15 protein-coding genes are annotated in these 19503 nt (G+C 73.1%); 7 read left to right on the top strand and 8 right to left on the bottom strand.

Translation table 11 applies throughout. The features are described from left to right. Window position 1: 1 nt before the first annotated feature. Together ACGF13_RS18170 and ACGF13_RS18165 are read right to left on the bottom strand one after the other, a co-directional pair. Complete coding sequence (locus ACGF13_RS18170; protein ID WP_392875699.1) at window positions 2–1003, bottom strand: carbohydrate ABC transporter permease; 1002 nt, start codon at window positions 1001–1003, stop codon at window positions 2–4. Window positions 1004–1226: 223 nt separating this feature from the next. Next, a complete protein-coding gene (locus ACGF13_RS18165; protein ID WP_392875696.1) occupies window positions 1227–2504 on the bottom strand; it encodes an extracellular solute-binding protein in 1278 nt (425 codons plus the stop codon). Window positions 2505–2816: 312 nt separating this feature from the next. Between ACGF13_RS18165 and ACGF13_RS18160 the strand changes: the two genes are divergently transcribed. Continuing rightward, complete coding sequence (locus ACGF13_RS18160; protein WP_392875693.1) at window positions 2817–3320, top strand: GNAT family N-acetyltransferase; 504 nt, start codon at window positions 2817–2819, stop codon at window positions 3318–3320. 74 nt (window positions 3321–3394) lie between these two features. Here ACGF13_RS18160 and ACGF13_RS18155 read toward each other — a convergent pair whose 3' ends face one another. Then, window positions 3395–4462, bottom strand: a complete 1068-nt coding sequence (locus tag ACGF13_RS18155) for an aldose epimerase family protein (RefSeq protein ID WP_392875690.1) — start codon at window positions 4460–4462, stop codon at window positions 3395–3397. 310 nt (window positions 4463–4772) lie between these two features. Beyond that, window positions 4773–7787, bottom strand: a complete 3015-nt coding sequence (locus tag ACGF13_RS18150; protein WP_392875687.1) for an ATP-binding protein — start codon at window positions 7785–7787, stop codon at window positions 4773–4775. 310 nt (window positions 7788–8097) lie between these two features. On the opposite strand from ACGF13_RS18150, the gene ACGF13_RS18145 reads away from it, so the two are divergent. The 3 genes from ACGF13_RS18145 to ACGF13_RS18135 all read left to right on the top strand — a co-directional run bounded on the left by ACGF13_RS18145 (window position 8098) and on the right by ACGF13_RS18135 (window position 11729). Next, window positions 8098–9045, top strand: coding sequence for a terpene cyclase (locus tag ACGF13_RS18145; RefSeq protein WP_392875684.1), 948 nt, complete (start codon window positions 8098–8100; stop codon window positions 9043–9045). 544 nt (window positions 9046–9589) lie between these two features. Further along, a complete protein-coding gene (locus ACGF13_RS18140) occupies window positions 9590–11113 on the top strand; it encodes an aldehyde dehydrogenase family protein (protein WP_392875681.1) in 1524 nt (507 codons plus the stop codon). Window positions 11114–11405: 292 nt separating this feature from the next. Continuing rightward, window positions 11406–11729 (top strand): nuclear transport factor 2 family protein, encoded by a 324-nt coding sequence (locus ACGF13_RS18135; protein WP_392875680.1) that lies wholly within the window; start codon window positions 11406–11408, stop codon window positions 11727–11729. 72 nt (window positions 11730–11801) lie between these two features. Here ACGF13_RS18135 and ACGF13_RS18130 read toward each other — a convergent pair whose 3' ends face one another. Continuing rightward, a complete protein-coding gene (locus tag ACGF13_RS18130; protein WP_392875677.1) occupies window positions 11802–13025 on the bottom strand; it encodes a serine hydrolase in 1224 nt (407 codons plus the stop codon). A gap of 121 nt (window positions 13026–13146) precedes the next feature. Between ACGF13_RS18130 and ACGF13_RS18125 the strand changes: the two genes are divergently transcribed. From ACGF13_RS18125 to ACGF13_RS18115, 3 genes are all read left to right on the top strand, one after another. After that, complete coding sequence (locus ACGF13_RS18125; RefSeq protein WP_392875674.1) at window positions 13147–13686, top strand: NUDIX hydrolase; 540 nt, start codon at window positions 13147–13149, stop codon at window positions 13684–13686. A 95-nt stretch (window positions 13687–13781) separates the two neighbouring features. Next, complete coding sequence (locus ACGF13_RS18120; RefSeq protein WP_392875671.1) at window positions 13782–14642, top strand: TetR/AcrR family transcriptional regulator; 861 nt, start codon at window positions 13782–13784, stop codon at window positions 14640–14642. A 207-nt stretch (window positions 14643–14849) separates the two neighbouring features. After that, complete coding sequence (locus tag ACGF13_RS18115) at window positions 14850–16706, top strand: hypothetical protein (RefSeq protein WP_392875668.1); 1857 nt, start codon at window positions 14850–14852, stop codon at window positions 16704–16706. 183 nt (window positions 16707–16889) lie between these two features. On the opposite strand, the gene ACGF13_RS18110 is transcribed toward ACGF13_RS18115, so the two are convergent. From ACGF13_RS18110 to ACGF13_RS18100, 3 genes are all read right to left on the bottom strand, one after another. Next, window positions 16890–17600, bottom strand: a complete 711-nt coding sequence (locus ACGF13_RS18110) for a spermidine synthase (RefSeq protein ID WP_392875665.1) — start codon at window positions 17598–17600, stop codon at window positions 16890–16892. 103 nt (window positions 17601–17703) lie between these two features. Beyond that, on the bottom strand, window positions 17704–18837 hold the full coding sequence (locus tag ACGF13_RS18105) for a YeiH family protein (protein WP_392875823.1): 1134 nt from the start codon (window positions 18835–18837) through the stop codon (window positions 17704–17706). A gap of 70 nt (window positions 18838–18907) precedes the next feature. Continuing rightward, the gene (locus ACGF13_RS18100) at window positions 18908–19489 is read right to left on the bottom strand and encodes a cysteine dioxygenase (protein WP_392875662.1); all 582 of its coding nucleotides are present in this window, start codon (window positions 19487–19489) and stop codon (window positions 18908–18910) included. Between the last annotated feature and the right edge of the window lie 14 nt (window positions 19490–19503).

Here is a 19503-nt window from a genome sequence, read left to right as displayed (position 1 = left end):
CTCAGCCGTTGGCCTGCTCGTTGCGAGCGAGCCAGCGCCGGTAGAAGGCGGTGAAGACGATCAGGATGGACAGCAGGATCACGCCGTAGGCGGCGGACTGCGCGTAGTCCCGGGGGATCTGGCCGAAGCCGAGCCGGTACGCCCAGGTGACCAGCAGCTGGGCGTCGGGGGCGCCGGTGCCGAACAGCAGGAAGATCACGTTGAACTGGTTGAACGTCCAGATCACGCCGAGCAGCACGACCGTGGAGGAGACGGAGCGCAGCCCGGGCAGGGTGACGTACCGGAAGCGCTGCCAGGCGGTGGCGCCGTCCATCTCGGCGGCCTCGTACAGCTCGGCCGGGATCGACTGGAGACCGCCGAGCAGCGAGATCATCATGAACGGCACGCCGGCCCAGGTGTTCACCATGATCGCGGCCGCCTTCTGCGCCCACGGGTCGGTGAGCCAGCCCGGCTCGGGCAGGTGCAGGAAGGAGAGGAGGCCGTTGACGACGCCGCCGTCGGCGAGCATCAGGCGCCAGGAGAAGACGGTCACGAAGGTCGGTACGGCCCAGGGCAGGATGAGCAGCATCCGGTAGGCGGCGCGACCGCGCATCTTCTGGTTGAGCAGCAGCGCGAGGCCGAGGCCGAGGGTGTAGTGCAGGAAGACGCAGACGGCCGTCCAGGCGATGGTCCAGACGAAGTGCGACCAGAAGCGGTCGTACGAGCCGGGGCCCCACAGGATGTCGGCGTAGTTGTGGAAGCCGACGAACTCGTAGCTCGCCGGGATCTCGTTGACGCCGATCTTGCGGGCCACGTTGAGGCTGTTGGCGTCGGTGAGGGTGAGCCAGATGCCCTCGGCGAGCGGGTAGAGCACCAGCACGCCGAGCACCAGCACGACCGGCGCGATCATCGCGTAGGCGTACCAGTGCTTGGAGTAGGAGCGCTTAACGCGTTCCAGCAGGCCCGGACGCTGCTCGCGCTCCCGGCTGCCCTTGTCGGTGGCGCCCTGCACGGCGACTGACATCGTTTGCACCTTCTCGGGGGGATTCTCGGGGGAGAGCCGACGGCCCGGCTCGCCGGAGGGGTGGCGGGTGGCGGTGGCGGGAGGCAGCGGACGGCGGGCAGCGAACAGATGACAACTGACAGATGATGAAATCTGTTCTCTGTTGTTCGTTCGCCGTCCCGCGTCCGCCGTCACCCGTCCACCGTCACCCGTCACCCGTCGGCCGGCGGGCCGGGCACAGGGACTACTTGGCGAAGCCCGGCAGGAGCTTGGCGTAGTCGGTGGCGACGGTGTTCAGCGCGTCCTGGGTGCTCGTACCCTGGACGACCTTGCCCAGGTTGGTGTTCAGCGAGGCCAGCAGCGAGCTGTACTCGGGCAGTTCGGGGCGCGGCTTGGCGCTGCTCAGCACGGCCTGGAAGCCGGCGATGCCCGGGTCGGCCTTGACGTCGGCGGTGAAGGCGTCGGAGCGGGTCGGCAGGGTGGCGTTCTTCTGCGCGATGAACGCCTGGCTCTCGGCCGAGGTCATGAAGGCGGCGAACTTCTCCGCGGCGGCCTTGTGGGCCTTGTCGGCGCCCGCGTAGACGGAGATGTTGTGACCACCGGTCGGGGCGCCGCCCTTGCCGGCAGAGCCTCCCGGGACGGCGGCGATGCCGAGGTTGCTCTTGTCCGCGAAGGCCGAGCCCTTGTAGACGTTGGTGATCTCCCAGGGGCCCTGGATGATCGCCGCGACCTTGCCGCTGTTGAAGGCGTCCATCATGTGCGCGTAGGCGTCGGTGGTCACGTCGGCCTTGGCGGTGCCGGGCGAGGTGAACATCGTCTTGTAGGTCTCGACGGCCTTGACGGCCTCCGGCGAGGTGATGGTGATCTTCTTGCCGGCGGCGTCGACGGTGTCGGTGCCCTCGCCGAACAGGAACGGCAGCGCGTAGTAGCCGTCCGCGGCCTTCAGCCAGAAGCCGTCCACGCCGGCCTTGTCCTTGACGGCGGCGGCGTCGGTCTTCAGCTCGTCCCAGGTCTTCGGCGCCTCGGTGATGCCCGCCTTGGCGAACAGCTCCTTGTTGTACATCAGGCCGAGGGTGTCGGTCACCAGCGGGACGCCGTACAGCTTGCCCTCGTACTTGGCCTGCTGGATCAGGCTCGGCTGGAAGGCGGAGGTGTCGGCGGCGGCCGGGGTGCCGTCCAGCGGCTCGAGGTAGCCGGCCTTGGCGAAGGCGGCGGTCCAGCCGACCTCGGAGCGGAACACGTCCGGAGCGCCCTTGGCCCCCATGGCGGTCTGCAGCTTGTTCTGCGCCTGGTCGAACGGGACGTTGACGAAGTCGACCTTGACGTTCGGGTTCGCAGCCTCGAACTTCTTGACGAGCTCCTGGTAGTTCGGCGCCTCGTTGGTGGCGTTCGACGTGTCCCAGTACGTGAGGGTGACCGGCCCGTCGGCCTTGCCGTCGGAGCTGGAGCCGCTGCTGCTACAGGCAGCCATCGAGACCGCGAGGGCCACAACGAGGGCAGAGGCCGCGATGCCACGCCGCATGAGAACTCCTTGGGAGGGTGGGGGTGCCCGAGATGTTCGGAGACAGGCGCATAATGTGGCTGCCTCGTACCGACCGCACCGTTGCTGCCGTCGGGCTCGGGAAGGAAGTTAACAGCGGCACAAGAAGGACGGAAAGTCCTTGCAGAAAGTTTCTGCAAGAAACCGCGATCGTTACGCCCGCGTGTCCTTGACGTTGCCACACGGTAGTTGATGGCAGCACCGATTGCCCGAGTTCGTCCGATTCGCCCCACTGTGGACTGGCCGACGAAACCACCGTCCGTGGCCGAAAGCGGCCTGCAGCAGACTGGACGCATGCGAATCAGAGCCGTCACCAGGGACGAACTTCCGCTGCTCACCGAGCTGGAGCGGGCCGCCGGCGCACCCTTCGCCGCGATCGGCATGCCCGAGATCGCCGAGGACGAACCTCCCGCGCCGCAGGAGCTGGCGCACTACCTGGACCGGGGCGTCGCCCTGGTCGCCGAGGCCCCCGACGGAACCGTCGCCGCCTACCTGCTGGCCGAGCCGGTGGACGGCGCGCTCCACATCGAACAGGTCTCCGTACACCCCGACCACGCCCGCCGCGGCATCGGCCGGGCGCTGATCGAGCACCTCGCCGAGACCGCCGACGCCCCCGCGCTCACCCTCACCACCTTCGCCGAGGTGCCCTGGAACGCCCCCTACTACGCCCGCTGCGGCTTCCGCCCGCTGGCCGGGGAGGAACTCACCCCCGGCCTGCGCGAGATCCGCCGCAAGGAGGCCGAGCACGGTCTGGACCGCTGGCCCCGGCTCTGCATGCGCCGGGACCTGCAACCGTAGGACCGAACCACCGGTCGAGCGGCAGGGCCCGGCCCACCGGTCGGGCGGCAGGACTCGGCCCCACCGGTCGGCCCCTACCCGTCGGTCCCCAGCCGGAGCACGGTCGTCGAACGGAACTCCTCCCCCGGCCGCAGCTCCGTGCTGGGGAACGCCGGGTGGTGCGGGGAGTCCGGGAAGTGCTGGGTCTCCAGCGCGATCCCGGCGAACGGCCCGTACGGGACGCCCCTCGCGCCGGTGACCGCGCCCTGGAACTTGTTCGCCGTGTAGACCTGGATGCCCGGCTCGGTGGTCAGCACCTCCAGGGTGCGGCCGCTGACCGGGTCCTCCAGTCGCGCCGCCCGCGCCGGGCTGCCGTCCGCGGGCCGGACGCGCAGCACCCAGTTGTGGTCGTAGCCCCCCGGCCCGGTCAGCTGGGGGTGCTCGTCGTGCACCGACTTGCCGACCGGCGTGGCCACCGTGAAGTCGAACGGCGTGCCCGCCACCGGCTCGGTCCTGCCGTACGGGATCTGCCGCTCGTCGGCCGGGGTGTAGGCGTCGGCGTCCAGGGTGAGCAGGTGGCCGAGGACGTCGCCACTGCCTTCACCCGAGAGGTTGAAGTACGCGTGGTTGGTCAGGTTGACGACGGTCGGCTTGCCGGTGACGGCGCGGTAGGCGATCACCAGCTCACCGGAGGCGGCCAGGGTGTACGTGACGGTGACGTCCATCGCCCCCGGGAAGCCCTGGTCCCCGTCCGGGCTGTGCAGCGCCAGCCGCACCCCGCCCTCGACCTGCTCGGCCTCCCACATCCGGTGCGCGAAGCCGTCCGGACCTCCGTGGATGGTCATGCCGCCACCGGTCCCGGCGAGCTGGTGCTCCTCGCCGTCGATGGTGACCGACGAGCGGTCGATCCGGTTGGCGTACCGGCCCACCACCGTGCCGTAGTGCCGGGCCGGGCCGAGGATCTCGGCCAACCGGTCGGTGGACAGCAGCAGTTGGGCACAGCGGCCGGCGCGGTCCGGCGCGCTCAGGGTGTGCAGCGTCGCGCCGAGGGTGAGCACGCTCGCCTCGTACGGACCGGCCGTGAGCGTCCAGCGCCCGATCGCGGCGCCGGCGCCCGAGGGCTCCAGGGGTTCCTGCCGCACGCTGGTGGCCTCGCTCGCCATTGGCCTGCTCCTCACTGGCGGCCCGGTCGCACCGCGGCCGCCCGGTTCCGGGTCCGTCGAGGGGGCGCCGCGGCAGCCCCGTGTCGGTCAGCCTAGCGACGGCGGGCGCGGCGCAGGCGCTTCCGCGCGCCCACGCGCCGCCCCGCGCGCCACCGTCCACCACTTGGGCCCCTGGGCACCCGTCAGGCACCGGCTACGCACCCGTCAGGCACCGCCCCGACCCCACCCGGCACCACCCGCGACCCCACCGGGCGCACCACGCCGCGCCCGGCGCCGCCCGCCGACCACCGCCCGCCACGCGCCGTCCGTTCTAGTCGTCCAGGTCCTCCAACCAGCCCGCGTCCCGCTGCTGCTGCGGCAGCCCGAGCGCCGAGGCCAGCCCGTCCGGCCCGCTGCCCGCCTTGCGGTAGACCGCCGCCAGCCGACGGTTGACCAGGCCGATCGGCACCCCGAGCTCGTCGGCGATCCGCTGCGGCGGCACGCCCTGCACGGCCCGCTTGGCGACCTCCCACTCCGCGCTGCTGAGCGTCTCGATGGTCTCCCGGAAGTCGCGCAGCCCCAGCCGGTTGGGCCGCAGGCCGTAGTTGGCCAGCTCCCGCCGGGCCCGGTCGACCAGCCCCTCCGCGGAGCAGTGCTGGGCCAGTTCGATGCCCTGGTACAGGTACTCCTGGGCGTCGTCCAGCCGTCCGACCCGGCGCAGCGCGGCGCCCAGGTCGACCAGCGCGACGGCGTGCTCGTAGCCGGCCGGGGACTGCCCGAGGTACGCCACGGCGTCCTCCAGCAGCTCGACCGCCGCCTGGCCGTCCTCGATCCTGGCCTGCAGGCGCAGCGCGCTGCCGATCGCCGAGGCGGTGCCGAAGGCGCGGGCGTCCATGACCGCCTGCTGGGCGTACTCGCGGGCCCGCTCGGGCTCGTCGCGCGCGATCGCGACGGCGAGGTGGCCGGCCCAGGGCGCCCAGACGGTGTTGCGCCAGCCGCGGACCTCCAGTTGGGCGCCGGCCTCGGTGAGCGCGGCGGCCGCGCCCGCGTACTTGTCCTTGGCGACCAGCAGCTTGCCGTACAGCGAGGCGGCGTCCGGCAGCACCATGGCCGTGGAGTGGTACGGCGGGTGGAAGCCGAACTCGTTGGCCAGGTTCCAGGCCTCGTCGACCCGGCCGCGGGCGATCAGGGTGTCGACCAGCACGCCGATCGCGTCCCAGGCCAGCGGAAGCTTCTCCCCGATCCGCTCGGAGATGCGGTACGCCCGGCGCAGGAAGTCCTCGGCCTCGGCGAGCAGGCCGCGGCGGAACCGGGCCAGGCCCATCAGGAAGTAGGCGAAGCCCCGGTGGGCACCGCTCCAACCGGCGATCTCGAACTGGATGATGGCGTCCGCGGCCAGCCTTTCGGCCTGGGCGATGCGGTCGTTGTAGATGTACGTCAGGCCGAGCATCGAGGGCAGTTCGAAGCCCCAGGTGGTGTCGGTCCAGCCGAGGCCCTTGGGGAGCCGGCCGACGTCGAGGACCTCGTCGGCGAGCGCGAGCGCCTCGGCGGAGGGGGCGCCGCGCAGGGTGAGGTCCCAGGCGCGCATGGCGAGCACGGCCCGGTCGGCCGCCTCCCGGCCGCCCAGGTTGCGGCACATCTCGCCGAGCCGGGCGGAGCGGCCGGGGCCGTCCTCCTCGGACTTGCGGAAGGCGTGCCACATGAACGAGGCGGCCTGGAGCCGCTGGCGCGCGGCCGGGTCGGCGGTGAGCTCGGCCTCGTCCTGGCAGACCACGGCGGCCTGGCCCAGCTCACCGGCGTGGGCGAGCACCTCGGAGAGCCGGAAGGTGGCGTCCACGCGCAGTGCGGGGCGCAGCGGAACCTCGTCGGGGTCGAGGGCCAGCTTGAGCTGGTTGACGGTGGCGACGGGGTCGGTGAGCAGTGCGGAGCAGCCGAGTTCGTACAGCACCTCGGCCTTGATCTCGTCGGCGGGCGGCTCGTTGAGCGCGCGGTGCAGACAGCGCTGGGCGGCCTCGGGGGCGCCGATCAGCTGGTGTTCGACGGCGGCGCGGCGCAGCTTCTTGACGATCCGGTCGTCGCCCTCGCCGGAGTGGGTCTCGACCAGGTGGCGGGAGGCGGCGAGCAGGCCGAGTCCGGCGTTCTCGATCTCGGCGGCGGCGATGCCGTGCATCCCGAGTCGGGTGGCGTCCGGCATGGTGTTGTAGATGGAGCTGGCGATCAGCGGGTGGACGAACTCCAGGTTCCCGTTGGGGGTCTGGGTCAGCACGCGCTGCTTGCGCAGTTGCTTGATGGCCTCGCGGGCGCCCTCGGTGCTCAGGGTGGAGATCCGGGTGGCGAGGTCGACCCGGATGTCGGTGCCCAGCATCGCGCAGGCCCAGGCGAAGCGCAGGGTGCTGGCGCCGAGCCGGTCCAGCCAGCTCTTGAGGGTCATCCCGGCGGCGTCGACGGCGAGTTCGCGCAGCTGCCGGGAGTTCTCCTCGACGGGTTCGAGTTCCTGCTCGCGGACCTGGTCGAGCAGGGTGTTGGCCTCGAAGGGGTTGCCGTTGACGACGTTCCAGAACTCGTAGCAGAAGGCGTCCTCGGCCTTGTCGCCGAGTTCGGCGCGGATCATGTCGGTGACGGAGTTGAGGGAGAGCCGGTTGAGTTCGTGCTTGCGGCCCTTGAGCGCGAGGACGTCCCGGCGGAAGTCCTGGGTCTCGGCGGGCCAGTCGTTCTCGTCCTCCCGGAAGGCGAAGACGAGCAGGACGGGAAGTTCACTCGATCGGATGGCGAACTTGGTCAGCCAGGAGAGTGACTCCCCGTCCGCCCAGTGCAGGTCGTCGACGATCATCACCATTGGGGCGCGGCGCGGCGCGAGCTGGGTGATGACGTAGTCGAGGCCGTCGCGCACACCCTGCGGGTCGAGGCGGCGGGCGCCGACCTTGGGCTGCTTCAGGCCCATGGCCGGCCCGACGACCTCCTCCCAGGTGCCCATGACCTGGCTGAACACGTCGGGCTTCAGGTCGGTGAGCACGGGCTGGAGCAGCTGGCGCAGCACGTGGTACGGCTCCTTGAACTGCCGCTCGCCGCCTCGGGCGAACAGCACGGTGGCGCCGTCGCGGAGCTTGGCGAGCCGCCGGACCTCGTGCAGCAGACTGGTCTTGCCGATGCCGGGGCGGCCGGAGAACGTGAGCAGGTCGCCGATCTCGGTGCCACCGGCGGCGAAGCCGCGGCAGAGCCGGTCGACGGCGGCCTCCACCGAGCGCAGTTCGGCGTCGCGGTCTCGCAGCCGGACCCGGGGCGCGGTGACGTCGCCGTCGGGGGCGGAACCAGCACCCGCCCGAATTGCGTTCTCCTGCTCGGTCACCGTCGCGCCTCCGCCTCGCCCGCTCGCGTCACAGCTCCATCACTGCGTGGAGCCGAGGTTAGCGCCGCACGGACCTTCCCGTGGGGCATTCGTGCAGGCTGGGGCGGACGGTGGGGGTTCGGGCGTACCGTCGAGGGCAATCGCCCTATATCCCTAACGTCCGATCATTGCATCAGATACCCTACGGCCTTCGAGGCGCAGATGATCTTGCGAAATCCGCCCCCAGCACTCGCGCCCCTCCGCGTCAACTCCCCACACCGACAGTGCTCGAATAAGAAGCGCCCCCACCCTCCGCTGCACCGGGAGTCCGATGTCTGACGACACCTCACTTCAGATTCCGTTCCCGCACCGCCGCAGTCCGCACGGCCAGCGCGCCACCGAACTGCACCGGGACTGGCTGATCCGCCATCCGCTGCTGCCCGACGCCGACCACCCCGGCTACGCGCACTGGGAGGTGGTGGACCTCGCGGCGCTCGGCTACCCGGACGCCGGTCCGGACGAACTCGCCCTGGCCGCCGACCTGATGGGTTTCTACTTCCTCTTCGACGACCAGTTCGACGGCCCGCTCGGCCGCCGCCCCGCCGAGGTGGCCCCGATCTGCGAGCGACTGATCGCCGTCCTGCACGGCGCCCGCCCCGACCAGGGATCCCCGGTCGAGACCGCCTTCGCCGACCTGTGGAACCGCAGCGTGCAGGGCATGCCGGCCCGCTGGCAGGCCCGCGCCGCCTACAACTGGGAGTACTACCTGGCCAGTCACCCGGCCGAGGCGGCCGGCCGGATCTCCACCCGGCCGCCGGACCGCGACGGCTACCTGGAACTCCGACGGGGCACCGCGGCCATGGAGACCATCTTCGACATGGTCGAGCGCCTGGGCCAGTTCGAGGTCCCGGCCGCCGTCCTGCACCACCCGGTGCTGCGCCAACTCCGCCAGCTGGCGGCCGACATACCGTCACTCAGCAACGACGTGCGCTCCTACCCGCTGGAGGCGCCGCGCGGGGACGTGAACAACCTGGTCATGATCGTCCAGCGGGAGCGGCGCTGCTCGGCCGAGGAGGCCTGCGCCGTGGTCATCGCCGAGGCCCAGCTGATGGTCGACCGCTGCGCCGAGCTGCGCGACAGACTTCCGGACGTGCACCGCGAGTTGGGCCTCTCCCGGATCGAAGGGACGATCGCCCAACGGTACGCGGACGGGCTGCTCACCTGGCTGGCCGGCTACCTCAGCTGGGAGGCCCGCACCGGCCGGTACCAGACGGTCTGACCGGCACGCGCCCGGAGCCGTCCGACGGGCGTGCGGTGGCGCGCCCCGAGGGTGCCGCCCCGGCCACGCGGAGGCGTGCGGCGGCACGCCACGGGGGCGGTCCCCCCGACGCACGGCGGCGTGCGGCGGCACGCCACGAGGGCGGCCCGCGTTCACGCGGCGGCGCGCGACAACGCATGCGGGGGCGCGACCGGAACACGCGCCCCCGCAGTGATCCGTTCCGGGGCAGCCGCAGTGATCCGTCCCTGGGCAGCCGCGGTGATCCCGCTCCGGGACGTCCGCGGTGATCCGCACCGGCCCCTCCCGCCCGCACGCCCCCGAGAGCGACCGGAAGGCGCACCCTCCGTACCCGCCCGGCGCACGGACCGTAGCCGCACCGGGCGCCCGGCGGCTATCGTGCTCCGCGACGGGCGCCCCCGACGGAGCGCCGGTCCCATTGCGTGTCCGCACCCTCCGCCGGACCGCCCCTGCCGGGCGGCCCGGCGCGCCGCCCGTGGCCCGAGCCGCACCGGGCGGTGCCCGACGCAGCGAGGAGACACCCAGCATGACGGTCTACCAACCCCCCGGCACCCCCGGCAGCATCGTCGCCTACCGGTCCCGGTACGAGCACTGGATCGGCGGCGGGTGGACGCCCCCGCTGCGCGGCGAGTACTTCGACAACCCGACCCCGGTCACCGGCGAGGTGTTCACCGAGGTCGCCCGCGGCACCGCCGAGGACATCGAGGCCGCCCTGGACGCGGCCCACGCCGCCGCCCCCTCCTGGGGCCGCACCCCGGCCGCCGAGCGGGCGCAGGTCCTGCTGCGGATCGCCGACCGGATGGAGGCGAACCTGGAGCAGCTCGCCGTCGCGGAGAGCTGGGAGAACGGCAAGCCGGTGCGCGAGACGCTGGCCGCCGACCTCCCGCTCGCCGTCGACCACCTGCGCTACTTCGCCGGTGCGCTGCGCGCCCAGGAGGGCAGCCTCTCCCAGCTGGACGAGGACACCGTGGCGTACCACTTCCACGAGCCGCTGGGCGTGGTCGGCCAGATCATCCCGTGGAACTTCCCGATCCTGATGGCGATCTGGAAGCTCGCCCCGGCGCTCGCGGCCGGCAACACGGTCGTCCTCAAGCCCGCCGAGCAGACCCCGGCCTCGGTGCTGCTGCTCGCCGAGCTGACCGCCGACCTGCTGCCGCCCGGCGTGGTCAACATCGTCACCGGCTTCGGCGAGGAGGCCGGCGCCCCGCTGTCCGCCAGCACCCGGGTCCGCAAGATCTCCTTCACCGGCGAGACCACCACCGGCCGGCTGATCGCCCGCTCCGCGGCCGACAACCTGATCCCGGTCACGCTGGAGCTCGGCGGCAAGAGCCCCAACGTGTTCTTCTCGGACGTCGCCGCCGCCGACGACGCCTTCTACGACAAGGCCGTCGAGGGCTTCGCGATGTTCGCCCTCAACCAGGGCGAGGTCTGCACCTGCCCCAGCCGCGCGCTGATCGAGTCCCCGGTCTACGAGCGGCTGCTCGGCGACGGACTGGCGCGGGTGCGCGCGATGCGCCAGGGCAACCCGCTGGACACCGAGACCCAGGTCGGCGCCCAGGCCAGCGTCGAGCAGCTGAAGAAGATCCTCTCCTACTTCGAGATCGGCCGGGACGAGGGCGCCAAGGTCCTGGTGGGCGGCGAGCGGGCCGACCTCGGCGGCGCGCTGGCCGGCGGCTACTACGTGACGCCGACGGTCTTCGAGGGCGACAACTCGATGCGGGTCTTCCAGGAGGAGATCTTCGGGCCGGTCGTCTCGGTCACCCGCTTCGACGGCTTCGACCACGCCGTCGCCCTCGCCAACGACACCCAGTACGGGCTCGGCGCGGGCGTCTGGACCCGCAGCCTCAACACCGCCCACCGGGCCGGGCGCGCCATCCAGGCAGGCCGGGTCTGGACGAACTGCTACCACGCCTACCCGGCCCACGCGGCCTTCGGCGGCTACAAGAACTCGGGCATCGGGCGGGAGAACCACAAGGCGCTCCTGGAGCACTACCAGCAGACCAAGAACCTGCTGGTCAGCTACTCCCCCGACGCGGTCGGCTTCTTCTAGGCCGGGGGCCCGGACACCCCGGAAGGCGCGTACGACCCGCTCGGGCCCGTACACCCGGGAGGAACAGCGCACCGGGGAGGACCGCTCAGGCGGGAAAGCGGAGCGGGAGGCCCACCGGGGCCTCCCGCTCCCTCGCCACTCCCCGTGGCGGGCTCCGGGGCGGATCGCCTGTTCAGGGGATCAAAGCACAGGAATGCGGCCGATTCACCGACGCGCCGCCGACATGCCCGGACAGCCCGCGCGAACGCCGTAGACAGGACTCCCCCAACCCCTCACCCTCCCGGGAGTCCCCGTGACCATCGCCACCGCCAAGCTCAGCGACCCCGTCGTCCGCGCCGCCGTCACCGCGATCAACGCGGGCGACCGCGAGGCCTTCGTCGGGCTGCTCGCCGAGGACGCGACCATGTCCGACGACGGCTCCGACCGGAACCTGGCGGACTGGATCGACCGCGAGATCTTCACCACCCACGGTCGGATGGACGTCCAGACCGAGTCCGACGGCGGCCGCGCGCTGGTCGCCAACTTCACCAACGACACCTGGGGCGAGATGCGCACCGCCTGGCGCTTCACCGTGGACGGCGGGAAGGTCATCCGCTTCGAGACCGGCCAGGCCTGAGCCCGGGGCGCGCCCGACGGTTCCCGCCGGGCTCCCGACGCCGGGCGCGCGACGCCGACCGTCCGACGCGCCCTACCGGTCCAGCCCCAGGCACCCCCGCACCGCCCGGATCAGGTTCCGCGAGCGGACGTCCCCGGTGACACCCGGCTGCATGCCGTTGGTGACGTAGCCGAAGCCCAGCCCCAGGTCGGGGTCGGCGAAGCCGAGCGACCCGCCCCGGCCCGGGTGGCCGAAGCTCGCCGGGGAGGCCATCGGCGCGGTCGGGCCGTGCCGCCAGAAGCCCATGCCGAAGGTGGAGTTGACGATCAGCACCCGGTCCGGACCGCTCACCGCAGGGCCGGCCGCGCGCGCCAGCACCTCGGGGCCGAGCAGCGGCGGCAGCAGCGCGCCGGAGCCGTCCTGGCGGTCGGCCGCACCGATCAGCGCCGCGTAGAACCGGGCCAGCGACCGGGCCGTGCCGATGCCGCCGGCGCCGGGGATCTCGGCGGCCTGTACCGCCGGGTCGTTGAGGTCCACGCCGGGGAGTACCGACGCGAAGGAGCGGGCGGTCAGCGAGGCCGGGTCCTGGTAGGCGTCCCGGACGGACTGCTTGGGCCGCAGCCGCAGCCCGCTCGGACCGGTCCTGGCCGCCTCCGGGGCCGGCAGGTCGACCAGCTTGCCGACCCTGGGCGCGGCGCCGGCCGGCAGCCCGATCCACAGGTCCAGCCCCAGCGGCCGGGCGACCTCCTCGGCGAAGTACCGGCCTGTCGTCCGGCCGCTCACCCGGCGCACCACCTCGCCGACCAGCCAGCCGAAGGTGTACGGGTGGTAGCCGTGCGCGGTGCCGGGCTCCCAGGCGGGCGCCTGCGCGGCGACGGCGGCGGCCGCGCGCTCCCAGGTGAGCACGTCCTCCAGCCGCAGCGGCACGTCCAGCGCGGGCACCCCGGCCTGGTGCGAGAGCAGCCAGCTCACCGGTACCCGGCCCTTGCCGGCAACCGCGAACTCCGGCCAGTACGAGGCGACCGGGGCGTCCAGGTCGAGTAGGCCGCGCTCGGCCAGCAGCAGCGCGGTGGTGGCGGTCAGGCCCTTGGTGACCGAACGCAGCACCTGTGCGGTGTCCGCCGTCCACGGCACCGCGGGCGCCGGACGGCCGCCGACCTCGGGCCGGGCGTCGCCGCCCCACAGGTCGACCACCTTGCGGCCGCGCACGTACAGCGCGAAGGCCGCGCCGAGCTCGCCGTAGTCGGCGAAGTTGCGGGCGAAGGCCGCCCGTACGGGCTCGAACCCCTCGGCCGTCTCGCCCCAGATCTCCACCACCGCGCGCCGTCCTCGACCAGTTCCGTTGTTTCCTGTACCACTCACGTTCGTTCTCGATGTCATTCGACCGTCTTCGACCGAACTCGTTCGAACCGAGCCCGGAAACCCTAACCTGTCCCCCATGACCAACCCTGCCGAGGAACTGCTGGACGTCGTCGACGAGCACGACCGCGTGATCGGGACCGCCGCGCGCGGCGAGGTGTACCGGCGCGGGCTCACCCACCGCTGCGTCTTCATCCTGGTCCGTGACCCGGCCGGACGGATCTTCGTCCACCGCCGCACCGACACCAAGCTGTTCGCCCCCGGCGCGTACGACATGTTCGTCGGCGGCGTGGTCGGCTCCGGCGAGAGCTACGCCGAGGCCGCCGTCCGGGAGGCCGAGGAGGAGCTCGGCGTCCACGGCATCGCCCCGCGCCCGCTGTTCAAGTTCCTCTTCGAGCAGGACCGGTTCGAGCAGGACGGGTTCGACCAGGACCGGCTCTCCTGGTGGTGCGACATGTACGAGGCCGAGTGGGACGGCCCGGTCTCCCCCCAGGAGTCCGAGGTCGCCTGGCACGCCTGGCTCACCCCCGCCGAACTCGCCGACCGCCTCACCCGTGACTCGTTCGTCCCCGACGGCGTCGAGGCCTACCGCCGCTATCTGGGCCTCCGCTCCGCCTGATCCCGGCGACCGCGGGACTCGGGAGCCGTGCACGGGCTGGTCGCGCCGGGCCCCAGGCTCCACCGGACGGCCCTCGACGAACTAGGGTGGCGCGCATGGCCTCCCGTACGCCGTCACCGACGGCCGACCACGCAGCACGGACCTCCGCAGCCGCCGGCGCCGGCGGATCCGCCCGGCCGGCGGGCGAGCGGCCGCGCCGGCGGCTGAGCGTGGGCGAGCGGCGGGAGCAACTGATCGCCGTGGCGCTGGAACTGTTCGCCCGGCGGCCGCCGGAGGAGGTGTCGATCGACGACATCGCCGCCGCCGCGGGCGCCTCCCGGCCGCTGGTGTACCACTACTTCCCCGGCAAGCAGGCACTGTACGAGGAGTCGCTGCGGCGGGCCGGGAAGGAGCTGTCGGCCCGGTTCGAGGAGCCGATGGAAGGGCCGCTGTCGGAACGGCTGCACCGGGTGATGGGCCGCTATCTGGACTTCGTACAGAGCCACGGGCCGGGCTTCGCCGCGCTGCTGCGCGGCGGCTCGGTGGCGGCCAGCGCGGGCACCTCGGCGGTGATCGACGAGGTACGCCGGGCCGCGCAGGAGCAGATCCTGGCCCACCTGGCGATCCCCGCGCCGAGTGTCGGGCTGCGGCTGACCGTCCGGGCCTGGATCGCCAACGCCGAGATCACCTCGCTGGAGTGGCTGGCCGAACGCTCGGTGCCGCTGGAGGAGCTCCAGCTGCACCTGGTACAGGAGTTCGTCGCGGCGCTCACCCTCACCGCCGCCCGCGAGCCGGCTCTCGCCGCCGAACTGGCCTCCTTCTTCGCCGACGAGCGCCCGGACGGCCCGACCGGGCGCCTGGTGCGGGACCTCGCGGGACTGTTCGCCGTGCCCGGGATCGTCGAGGCGGTCACCGCGCTCGCCGCCGGCGCCCCTGACGACGGGTCCGCGCAGGCCGGCGGAGCCGCCGCGGAGTGACCGGAGCAGTCGCCGGGTCGGTGACCGGGGAGGGGCCGAGGTCGTCGCCGCGACGGCCGGCCGCGTGATCATCGGGTCATCCTGCGGTTCGGTCCTGACGGTGGGCTCTGATAGGAATGAGCAGGGATCTGACGGCACGCCGCCGCGGCGCGCCCGGTCCCACTCGAACCACCGACGGCAGACGGAGCAGAGCGGGGGGCTCACCAGTTGACCCAGGACGTCCAGTTCAGTGTGGAGGCCAACCCCTTCGCGGCAGCGGAGCAGGTCTGCGCGACCCTCGGCACCCTCACCGACGCCCTCTTCGACGAGCACACCTCGCGCCACCCGGCGGCCTCGCTGAGCGCCCTGCGGACGGGCGAACACCCGGCCGGCGAGGCACTGTTCGGCCTGCCGCTGGCCCCCAACGGCCCGGTGCACACCGCCGTCGACCGACTCGGCACGGTGACCACCGCGGGCACCGCCCGTCCCGGCACCGGCGCACGGCTCACCGACCGGGTGGTCGCCGCGCTCCAGACCCGCTACGGCGGCGGCGCGGTGCGCGGTGCCATCGCCGACCGGGGCACCACCTCGGCCGCGCTGTTCCAGCTCCCGGTCACCGGCGAGTTCGCCGACGCCAAGCTGCGTCCGCCGTTCGCCCCCGCGCTGGCCGCGCTGGCGGCCGGGCAGCAGACCCGTCAGCCGGTCGAACTGCCCACCGGCGCGGGCGCCGAGGTCCGGCTGGTCGTGCCGCCCGGCTTCCACTCGCTGACCTCCCCGGACGGTCCGCCCGGCGTCTCCGCCCGGGCGGTGCCCCCGCTGCCGGACGGCACGGACCGGACCGGCGCCGCCCCGGCCACCGTGGCGGCCGCCGACGAACTGGCCCGACACCTGGCCGAGGTCGCCGAGGAACTGTTCAGCGCCACCGGCCCGGAGCCCCGGCGCGACTTCGCGGTGATCTCCGCCACCCTGGCCGACCTGATCCGCGACGCGGGCGTCGTCTACGCCGGCGTCTGCGCCCTGGAGCTGGACGGCCGCAACTCGGACGCCACCCTCGTCGTCTCGCTCGCCCGGCACCCGCTGCCGATCACCGCGCTCGCCACCGAGCTGGCCACCGTCCGGCGGCACGCCGAGGTGTGGACCGTCCTGCTGCCGGCCGGGCCGGCCGCCGTCCTGGTCGAGGGCCGGACCGTCCCGGTGCCGGGCCCGCTGGCCGCCGACGGGCAGCGGCGCTGGGTGGTCACCTCCGCCGTCCAGGCCTTCGTCCCGCTGCCGGACGGTGGGACGGTGCTGTGCGCCCAGCTGTCCACGGCGCGGCCGGAGGACTGGGAGCTGTACACGGAGGCGTTCGCGGAGCTGCTGAAGAGCATCCAGTTCGGCTGGGACGGCGTGCCGACCGCGGTGGGCACCGTGCCGACCCAGGCGCCTGCTCCGGCTCCGGCGCCCCTTCCTGAGCCTGTTCCTGCGCCCGTTCCTGAGCCCGCCGCCGTCGAGGAGGAGCCGGCGGAGAAGCCCGTGCACCTGCGTGGCACGCCGGTACGGGTGCCTCCCGCGGACTTCAACCCCTTCGCGCCGGTGGCGGAGGCCCCCGCCGGTGGGGACGAGACGGCGCAGGATGCCGCGGACAGGCCGAAGGGCACCCCGGTGATGGTCCCGCCGCCGGACTTCAACCCCTTCGCCATGGACGGCGTCCCGGACGTGGCGAGCGACCCGCCCGCCACCCAGCCCTCCGCTGCCGCTCCGATCGCCGACCCGTTCGGCACCACGGTCGCGGCCGAGCAAAAGGCCGATCCGTTCGGCACCACCCTGCCCGCCCAGGGCCCGGCCGTCCCGCCACCGCCCTCGACCCCGCCCGTCATCCCGGCCCAGGCCCCACCCGCCGCAGCGGAAACGACGGACCAGGGTTCGGGGCAGCCCGCGGACGCCCAGGAACCGACCCCGCGCAAGGGCACCCCGGTGATGGTCCCGCCGCCGGACTTCAACCCCTTCGCCATGGACGGCTTCGCGGACGCGTCGGCGGCCGAACCGGAGCCGGCGGACGAGACGGACGAAGCGAACACCGCACCGGAGAACCGCCCGTTCGGCTGAGCCGGAGGGATACGGGGAACCGCTGGTGCGGGGGAGCCGCTGCGCGCCGCCGCGACGAACGGGTGACACGTGACAGGCAACAGCTGACAAGTTTCAGATTTCAGCGAACGAAATCTGAAATCTGTTACCTGTCGGCTGTCGGCTGACAGCTGTCATCCGTTACCTACCAGTGGTCCTCCGCTCTCAAGCCGCCCGCCGGGCCAGGTGCACCACGTCCGGCACCCCCCGGGCCACCGGAATCTCGTGCGTCACCACGTCCGTGAACCCCACCGCCCGCAGCGCCTCCTCGAAGGCCGGCGAGGGCTGCGCGCTCCACACGGCCAGCACCCCGCCCGACCGCAGGCGGTGCCACAGCACCGCGAGTCCGTCCGCGCCGTACAGCCCGTCGTTGGATTCGGTGACGGTCCAGTCCGGTCCGTTGTCGATGTCCAGGCACAGCGCGTCGTAGCGCTCGCCGTCCGCCGCCCCGAGGTACTCCAGCAGGTCGGTGTAGAGCACCTCGACCCGCTCGTCGTCCAGGGCGCCGTCCGAGAAGGCGCCGAGCGGGCCGGTCCGGTGCCAGTCGATGATCGCGGTCTCCCGCTCGACGATGGCGATCCGCCCCCAGCGCGGCTCGGCCGCCGCGTACGCCAGCGAGAAGCCGACCCCGAGGCCCCCGATCAGCACCGACGGGCGCTCGGCCGGGCGGCCCGTACGGTCCAGCTCGTCCAGCGCCGCCTGGATGAGCAGCCGCTCCGAGCGCCCGTCGACGGTGTCCATCAGGAAGCAGCCGTTGGCGATGATCTCGAAGTCCCGACCGCGTTGCCGGAGCACCACCTCGCCGTACGGGCCCTCCCGCCGGTCGAGCGTGACAACGGCCTCGTGGCCGTCGCGTTCGGGCAGTGCGGTGGTCATCCGTCCTCCTTGGCGGACTCGGGTGAACTCGGCTGCGGAGCCGCCCCGTTACGGGGCGGGGCGGGCACCCGCCCGACAATAGCCGAGTCCGCGTCCGGGCCCGTCAGTTCGTGACCAGCACCCCCGCGTACGAGACGCCCGCGACGACCACCCAGGATCCGAGCCCGAGCAGGGCGATCCGCCCGCCGGTGCGGGCCATGGTCGGCAGGTGGACCGCGCTGCCGAGACCGAACAGCGCGGCGGCCAGCAGCAGTTCCTGGGCGTCCGCGGCCAGGCCGAGCGCCCGCTCGGGCAGTACTCCGGTGGTCCGCAGGACGATCATCACGAGGAACCCCGCCACGAACAGCGGCACGATCGGCGGACGGCTGCCGGCCTTCACCGACTTCTCACCCGGCTTCTCACCCGACTTCCCGCCCGCGCCGTCGCCCGCGCCGCCGACCGCGGAAGCCCCCGCCGGGGCACCCACCGAGGCCCCCACCGGAACCTCCGCCGAAGCCGAAACCGAAACCGAAGCCGCCACCCGCGCCGCCCGCAGGTTCCGCCGCACCGCCACGGCGACCCCCGCGACCAGCGGCGCCAGCAGCACCACGCGCATGAGCTTGACCAGCACCGCCTCCCGCAGCGCCCCCGGCCCGCCGGTCTGCGCGGTGGCGACCACCTGCCCGACGTCGTGCACGCTCGCCCCGACCCAGCGCCCGAACTCCAACTCGCCGAGCCCGAGCGGGTGCTGGAGCAGTGGCAGCACGGCGATCGCCAGCGTCCCGCACAGGGTGACCAGCGCTACCGAGGCCGCGACGTCCTCCTCCTCGCTGCCCGCCGCCTGGCTGACCGCGCCGATCGCCGAGGCCCCGCAGATCGAGTAGCCGGTGGCGACCAGCAGCGGCTGGTCCCCCGGCAGGCCGAGCCGCCGGCCCAGCCAGAGCGTCCCCGCGAAGGTGGCCGCGACGACGGCGAGCACCATGGCGACGGTGGCCCAACCGAGGCCGAGCACGTCGTCCAGGCTGAGCTTGAGCCCGAGCAGGACGATCCCGAGCCGCATCAGCCGCTTCCCGGCCGTGGACAGCCCGGGCCGGGCGATCCCGCGGACCACCGGCCGCAATCCCGGCAGGTGCGCCGCCACCATGCCGAGCACGACGGCGGCGGTGAGCTCGGGCACGGCCGGTACCAGCGCGTGGACGCCCAGAGCGGCGGCTACTCCGAGCGCCGCGAGCAGCAGCCCGGGGGCGTCCCCGCGCATCGGGGGCAGCGAACGGGTACGGGCGGCGCGGTGCCGAAGCGTCTGCCGAAGAGTCAGTGCCACGCCGCGCTCACTGCTGCCGGTCGGCGGGCAGCCGGTAGACCCGCCGGATGCTGGTGCCGAGCCGCGAGACGTCCGCGCCGTAGACGTGGATGGAGATCGCCGTGCTGCTACAGGAGTTGCGCACCAGGTGGATGTCGCCGGGCGGGGCGAAGGCGGCCACGGTGCCGGCAGGGCCGGCCACGTGCTCGGTCTCGACCAGTCGGGCGGTGGGGCCCTCGGAGACCAGCCGGTAGCGGGTCTCGCTCTCCTGTCCCTGGTGGACGCCGGCCACGCACCAGGAGACGTGGTCGTGGATCGGGGTCTGCTGTCCGGGCAGCCAGACCAGGGCGACGACGGAGAAGCTGCCGTCCTCCTCGGCGTGCAGGACGTGCTGGCGGTAGCGCTGCGGGTCGCCCTCGCGCTGGGCGGCGGTGAGCAGCGCGTCCGGCCCGTCCGGGTCGGCGTGCAGGTGCGGGGCGAGGCGTTCGCCGACCAGGTAGGCGGTGAGCTCCGGCGGGAGCCCGCGGTCCACGACGGCGCGGATCTCACTGATCAGCGCGGTCATCCGCTCGGTGAGTCGGCCGCTGCCGACCGTGGCTGAGGGTGTCATCCCCACAGGTTCGA

Origin of the sequence: Kitasatospora sp. NPDC048286 (assembly GCF_043201735.1) — a bacterium.
GTDB lineage: Bacteria > Actinomycetota > Actinomycetes > Streptomycetales > Streptomycetaceae > Kitasatospora.
Note: the sequence above shows the minus strand (reverse complement) of the source record. Positions and strands in the feature narration are given on the sequence as shown.